The organism is Salinicola sp. (genome assembly GCF_982684285.1).
The window spans coordinates 1-6204 of the sequence record NZ_CEXLVS010000243.1; the positions used below are offsets into that span (position 1 = coordinate 1).

5 protein-coding genes and 1 pseudogene are annotated in these 6204 nt (G+C 65.4%); 3 read left to right on the top strand and 3 right to left on the bottom strand.

Going from position 1 to position 6204, the window contains the following annotated elements; translation table 11 throughout:
* Positions 1-661 (bottom strand): sodium/glutamate symporter (locus AC3AYF_RS17080; protein ID WP_487780068.1); only part of this gene is annotated, 661 nt, incomplete at its 3' end.
* A 181-nt stretch (positions 662-842) separates the two neighbouring features.
* Between AC3AYF_RS17080 and pdxR the strand changes: the two genes are divergently transcribed.
* Positions 843-2303: a MocR-like pyridoxine biosynthesis transcription factor PdxR gene (gene pdxR, locus AC3AYF_RS17085; protein ID WP_487780069.1), complete on the top strand. Its 1461-nt coding sequence runs from the start codon at positions 843-845 to the stop codon at positions 2301-2303.
* Between the two features lie 63 nt (positions 2304-2366).
* Here pdxR and AC3AYF_RS17090 read toward each other — a convergent pair whose 3' ends face one another.
* Positions 2367-3695 (bottom strand): aminotransferase class III-fold pyridoxal phosphate-dependent enzyme, encoded by a 1329-nt coding sequence (locus AC3AYF_RS17090; protein ID WP_487780070.1) that lies wholly within the window; start codon positions 3693-3695, stop codon positions 2367-2369.
* Between the two features lie 393 nt (positions 3696-4088).
* Here AC3AYF_RS17090 and AC3AYF_RS17095 point away from each other — a divergent pair, with 393 nt between their 5' ends.
* Complete coding sequence (locus AC3AYF_RS17095; protein WP_487780071.1) at positions 4089-4862, top strand: sulfite exporter TauE/SafE family protein; 774 nt, start codon at positions 4089-4091, stop codon at positions 4860-4862.
* Positions 4863-4936: 74 nt separating this feature from the next.
* The gene (locus AC3AYF_RS17100; RefSeq protein WP_298845391.1) at positions 4937-5698 is read left to right on the top strand and encodes an SDR family NAD(P)-dependent oxidoreductase; all 762 of its coding nucleotides are present in this window, start codon (positions 4937-4939) and stop codon (positions 5696-5698) included.
* A 126-nt stretch (positions 5699-5824) separates the two neighbouring features.
* On the opposite strand, the pseudogene AC3AYF_RS17105 reads toward AC3AYF_RS17100, so the two are convergent.
* Positions 5825-6204: pseudogene (locus tag AC3AYF_RS17105) on the bottom strand (Tim44 domain-containing protein); the annotation flags it as partial.

The following is a 6204-nucleotide window of genomic DNA, read 5'->3' on the forward strand; positions in this document are numbered from 1 at the left end:
GCTGGGTCTCGGGCGTGTGAAAGCCGCGCACGAAGTCGTCGTCCAGCGTCGAATGGCGGTTGGCGTTGAGCCCCCGCTTGAGAAAGTAGCGTGCGGCCGGCACGCCGACGACGAAGGCGGCCACGAAGCCCAGCGAGGCGAAGATCACGCCCACCTGCGCGGCGTTGGCGATGCCGTAGTCGTTCTCCCAGATCGTGCCGTAGGTCAGTGCCTGCCCCGGCCCTTGGGTAAATCCATGGGTGACGATGGCGCCAAGCAGCGGACTGAGATCGCTGCCGGTGATCAGGTCGTAGCCCGCCATCAGCCCGAATCCGATCACCGCCTGGGCGCCGAGGCTGGCGGTCCAGATCAGGGTCAACCACAGCCCGCCACCGACGATACCCTGGCGCTGTTCACCCGCGGCCGGCTTGGGGCTACCTGTCAGACACAGCGACATGAAGCTCAGGGTGAAGAAGTGGAAAGCCAGCGCGGTGAAATCCGAGGGGCCATAGCCGGGAATCAGCCCTGCGGAGAGCCCGACGAAACCGATGATGCCCGCCACGATACTGCCGGGAATCAGGCTGGCACGCAGCCAGGGGAGGCGGCTTCGCAGCAGGCTGCCGACAACCAGCAGGGCGGCGATCAGCGCAAAGGCGATGACGCCATGGAAGGTGCTGCCCATGATGTAGTCCTCGTGATTGACGTTGTTGTGGTTGGCTCATACTAAAGTTCGCGCTGCACGGCACTACAGGCCAGATTCCCGTCATGCTCGGGACAGTTCCGAACCCCGGCCGCCTGTCGAACAGGTCGACTGGCGCGGATCTTGCAGCGTGTAGAGCTCAGCCACGGGGCGGGAGCTCGGCATGCTCGATCACTATTTTCATCTCGACTTCGATACCCGGCGCGGCCTGCAGGAGCAACTGCGCGAGGCGCTGCTGGATGCCATTCACACCGGCACCATCCCCACCGAGGAGGCGCTGCCCTCGTGCCGCAAGCTGTCGCTGCAGCTCGGCATCTCGCGCAATACGGTGGCGCTGGTCTACGAAGGGCTGGTGGAGGATGGGTATCTGGTCAGCAGGCCGCGCAGCGGTTACTACCTGCACGATGCCTATCACGAGCCCGATGCACTGGAAACGAGCCCGGCAACGCACGACGAGATCGTCAATGCACCTTCCTGGGGCAGTCGTTTCACCCATCGGCCCAGCCATCTGCAGGGCGTCCTGCGTCCCGGCAACTGGATGAGTTACGAATTTCCCTTCGTCTACGGCCAGTTGGATACCCGGCTGTTTCCCCTTGAGCAGTGGCGCGAGACCTCGCGGCGGCTGCTCGGCGGGCGCCGCGAACGACACTGGTTGGGCGACCGTTACGATCAGGACGACCCGATGCTGGTCGAGCAACTGCGAACCCGGGTGCTGCCCAAGCGCGGCATTCACGCGCGCAGCGACGAGATCCTGATCACGCTGGGATCGCAGAATGCCCTGTTCCTGATCGCCCAACTGCTGTTCGACGCGCGCACCCGGGTGGCAATGGAGAATCCCGGCTACCGCGAAGCGGCCAACGTCTTCCTGCGCCAGGGGGCACAACTGAGCTATCAGCGGATCGACGCTGAAGGCATGTGCCTGGATGCGGCAGCGGCCGGGAGCGACTATCTCTACGTGACCCCCAGCCACCAGGGGCCGACCGGCATCACCATGAGCCGCCGTCGACGCGAGGCGCTGATCGAGCAGGTCCAGCGCCGCGACCAGATCGTGCTGGAGGACGACTACGACGCCGAGGTCAATTTCGATCGTCACGCCCAGCCGGCACTGAAGGCGAGCCGGGCGGGTTCCCGTGTGATCTACATGAGCAGTCTGTCGAAACCGCTGTCTCCCGGCTTGCGGCTGGGATACGTGGTGGCCGATGCCGAACTGATCGAGGAGTTGCGGGCGCTGCGGCGGCTGATGTATCGCCATCCGCCCTCCGGTCTGCAGCAGCAGCTGGCGCAGTTCCTCTCCCAGGGGCATTACGATCGCTATCTGCGCCAGTTCGCCGACGAGATGCGTCATCGCTGGGAGATCATGGATGCCGCCATCGCTCGGGAGCTGCCCGATTGTCGTCGGGTCGGGGGAGATCATGCCAGCGTGTTCTGGCTGGAGACGCCGGATGCGACCGATACGCAGCGGCTGGCCTGGCAGGCGGCCCAGCGCGGCGTGCTGATCGAGCCGGGCTTCCAGCACTTCTTCGACTCGGCACCACCACGCAACTACATGCGCCTCGGGTTCGGCGCCATCGATGCCGAGCGTATCGAACCCGGGATCCAGCGACTGGCGCAGGCCTTCGGCTAGCCCCGACCCCAGACGACAGCGACCGGCAAGTCGCCGGCCGCCAGTCCGATCTCGCGAACCCGATCAGCCAGCCGCAAACTCGCCCAGCACGTCATCGAGGATCGACAGCCCCTCGGTGACTTCCGCGTCGCTGACGATGCACGGCGGCACCACGTGAATGCGATTCTCGACCACGAACGGCAGCAGACCCTTGGCGATCAGGGCGTTCTTGATCGTACCCATCGCCGCGGCCGGTAGCGGGGCGCGGGTCCGGCGATCGCTGACCAGCTCCAGCGCATGGAACACGCCGAGGCCGCGGGTTTCGCCGACGATGGCATGATCCCTCGCGAGCTGCTGGAGCCCGGCAGCCAGCGGACCGTTGCCGATGCGGTCGGCGTTTTCCACGATCCCTTCGTCGCTCATGGCGTCCAGCGTGGCGACGATCGAAGCCATCGCCAGCGGATGGCCCGAGTAGGTCAGCCCGCCGAAGAACATGTGATCGTCGAAATGGCGGCAGATCTCGTCGGAGATGATCACGCCCCCGGCCGGCACATAGCCGGAGTTGACCCCCTTGGCGAACACGATCAGATCCGGCCTGGCACCGAAGTGCGCGAGGGCGAACCAGCGCCCGGTGCGGCCGAAGCCGGCCATGACCTCGTCGAAGATCACCAGGATGCCGTACTGGTCGGCCAGTTGGCGGACACCTTCCAGATAGCCCTTGGGCGGAATCAGCACGCCGGCGGTGCCCGGAATCGACTCCAGCAGGATCGCGGCGATGGCGCTCGGCCCCTCGCATTCGATCACCCGCTTCAGGTGCTGCAGCGCGCGCTGGCACTCCTCTTCCTCGGTACCGGCCCAGAAGTCGCTGCGATAGAGGAAGGGGTTGAAGAAGTGCGCATGGCCGCGGGCGAACTCGTTGGGCACCCGGCGCGGATCGCCGGTGGCGACGATGGCCGAGCCGGTGTTGCCGTGATAGGAGCGGTAGGCCGACAGGATCTTGTCGCGACCGGTCACGCTGCGCGCCATGCGCATGGCGTTTTCGTTGGCGTCGGCGCCGGCGTTGGTGAAGAACACCTTGCCGAAGCCGGACGGCGCCCGATCGAGAATCCGCCTGGCCGCCTCGCCGCGAGCGAGGTTGGCGTGGGCCGGGGCGATGGTGGTCAGCTGCTCCGCCTGGGCCTGGATGGCGGCGATCACCTTGGGATGCTGGTGGCCGATATTGGTATTGACCAGCTGGCTGCTGAAGTCCAGGTACTCCTTGCCGGCGTAGTCCCACAGCCGGCAGCCCTTGCCCCCGGCGATCACCAGGGGCGACAGATTGCCCTGCGACGACCAGGAGTGAAACACGTGCCGGCGGTCGAGCCGATGGACATGCTCATTGGAAACGTCGTCGTTGATGAAGGTGTCGGTCATGGCAGGGTTCCTGTTGTGTGGCGTTCACTGTCTCGATCCAAGACTACGCTTTGTCTGAAAAATGCCTGCGCTCAACCATACGGCGTTAAAAATCGGCTGGTGCGCCAGCCCGGTCAAAATGCTCATTTACCCCTCGTAAACTGGAGCGCCAGCCCGGTCCTTTTTTCACCGATTTTTGCCTTGTCTGGCTATCGCTCGTCGATTTTTCAGACAGAGCTTAAGGGGCGATGGTTCGATCGCGTAGAGCCAGAATGCGGTGGCGACCGTGACAGTCACGGAAGGATGTCCCGACCTGGTTGCCGAACTGGCCCTACCCGGCGCGGTGTTGGCTGGGTAGGGTTGCTGATTCCACGATATCGGTGGCCAGGAAAACGGCGGGAGGAGTTCGTTCCCATGATGTCATCGATGCCGCTGCTGGGGGCGGCCATGGCGCTGGCGTGCTTCGCCGGAGTCGTCAGGGGCTACTGCGGCTTTGGCTTCGCCATGTTGCTGGCGCTGGGGCTGACGCTGCTGCTGCCGCCGGTCGAGGCGGTGCCGCTGGCGCTGCTGCTGGACCTCTTGACCAGCGTCGGCCTGTGGCGCCGGGCCAGCCGGCTGGCGGAGTGGGGCCTCCTGCGCCAGTTGCTGTGCGGCATGCTGGTGGCGACCGCCGTCGGGGTGAGCCTGATGGCCATGTTGCCGGCCGCGCCGATGCGGGTCGCCATTGCCGTGCTGGCGCTCCTTGGTGCGCTGGCGCTGCTGGTGCGTCCCGAACCGCTGGCCGGCGAGGATCCGGTGGCGGCCGTGTCGAGAGGGCAACAGGCGTGGTCCGGCGTTGTGGCTGGCGCCTTGTCGGGGTTATGCATGACACTGGCTTCTTCGGGTGGTCCGCCGCTGATGCTCTACCTGTTGCATCGGCGTCTCCCGCCGCTGGAATTACGTGCAATTGCTATCCTGTTCTTCGCCGCCAGCAGCAGTGCATCGCTGATCGGACTGGAGATGGCAGGGGCATTGGGGCGAGAGACCTGGGGGCGGGCGGCCTGGCTGCTGGTGCCGGCGCTGGTCGGCAACCTGTTGGGACAGTGGTACTTCGAGCGCTCGCCGCCGCGCTCGATGAAGCTCACCGTGGCGCCGCTGCTGATGGCGCTGTCGTTGTGGGTGCTGGCACGCGAGGCGTGGCAGGGTTAGTCGAGCTATCCGGGCGCTGGCGGCATGACATGGGATGGAGATCCCCTTTCTATCGAGTTATGAAGGAGAACAACGTGAGCGATGTCGTATTCATCACCGGGGCGACCTCCGGTTTCGGCCGTGCCGCAGCCCATCGTTTTGCCGCGGCCGGTTGGTCGCTGGTGCTGTCCGGTCGCCGTGGCGAGCGTCTGGAGGCGCTGAAGGCCGAACTGGCCGACAAGGTCGCGGTGCACACCATCGTGCTCGACGTGCGCGACGACGAAGCCGTGCAGAGGGCCGTCGACGCTCTGCCGGAAGCGTTCAAGCGGGTACGCACGCTGGTCAATAACGCCGGACTGGCGCTGGCGCCCCAGCCGGCACAGAAGGTGGCGCTGAAGGACTGGCACACCATGATCGATACCAACGTGACCGGGCTGGTCAACGTGACCCACGCGCTGCTGCCGACGCTGATCGAAGCGGGTGAAGGGGCGACGATCGTCAACGTGGGCTCCATCGCCGGTCAGTGGCCCTACCCGGGCAGCCACGTCTACGGCGCGTCCAAGGCGTTCGTTCAGCAGTTCAGCTACAACCTGCGCTGCGACCTGCAGGGTACCGGCGTGAGGGTCACCGATCTGGCCCCGGGCATGGCCGAGACCGAGTTCACCCTGGTGCGCACCGGTGGCGATCAGACCGCGTCCGACAATCTCTATCGGGGCACCACGGCGCTGACCGCCGAGGATATCGCCGAGCAGATGTTCTACATCGCGACACTGCCGGCGCACATCAACTTCAACCGCGTGGAAGTGATGCCGACGCGACAGGCCTGGTCGGCTTTTGCGGTCGATCGCGACGACTGACAATAGTTGCGACGACCGACAAGAGTCGCGACGCCGCCTCGGCGAGGGGCGCGGCCACAACGAGAAAGACCCGAGCCTGTCATTCGCAGGCTCGGGTCTTTTCGTTCAGGGCGGCTCCGGGCTTCGTCAGGCGCTCGGATTCTGCTCGATGCCCTGAACGTACCACGGTGCGCCGTCACGCAGCGCCCGTTTCAGGTGCCAGGTCTCGTTGAACTCGGTCTCCTCGCCGTTCTCCTCGAGCACGCCATGAAACAGCACGGTGGCTTCGGCTTCGTCCTTGAACTCCTGCACGCTGCCCAGTTCGGCGAACAGGCGCACGATTTCGGTGCGATTGTTGGCCGGTTGCTCCATGCGCTCCGCTTTCAGCAGGTTGTAGAGTTCGGGCGTGACGTACTCCTGAATCCGGCTCAGGTCGTTGTTGTCCCAGGCGCGCTGGAGGGTGGTGAAGTGCTCCTAGGCACCGGCCAGGAAACGATCGCGATCGAACCAGGCAGGCTCGGTGGCGC